This window comes from Streptococcus oralis (genome assembly GCF_001075875.1).
Classification (GTDB): Bacteria; Bacillota; Bacilli; order Lactobacillales; family Streptococcaceae; genus Streptococcus; species Streptococcus oralis_I.
Genome location: NZ_JUOS01000191.1, coordinates 1 through 211, shown reverse-complemented (window position 1 = coordinate 211; position 211 = coordinate 1). Strand labels below are relative to the sequence as shown.

Annotated in this window: 1 protein-coding gene; it reads left to right on the top strand. The window is 40.3% G+C overall.

Going from position 1 to position 211, the window contains the following annotated elements; translation table 11 throughout:
- A partial coding sequence (locus tag ADM33_RS10095) for a Spy0128 family protein (RefSeq protein ID WP_049504959.1) occupies positions 1-211 on the top strand: 211 nt, incomplete at both ends.

The window sequence follows — 211 nt, the reverse complement described above, 5'->3', positions numbered from 1 at the left end:
CTACACAGTTGAAGAGGTAGCTGGAACAGACGCAACCGTTACATACGATACTATGAAAGCAAATGTAACCATCACAGTTTCACACGATGGTACAGCTAAAGCTCTTGTGGCAAATCTTGGAGATATTGCAGATAAAGAGTTCAACAATACAGTAACTCCTCCAGAAGAACCTAAGTTCCAACCAGAGAAATACGTTGTTTCTGAAGAGAAA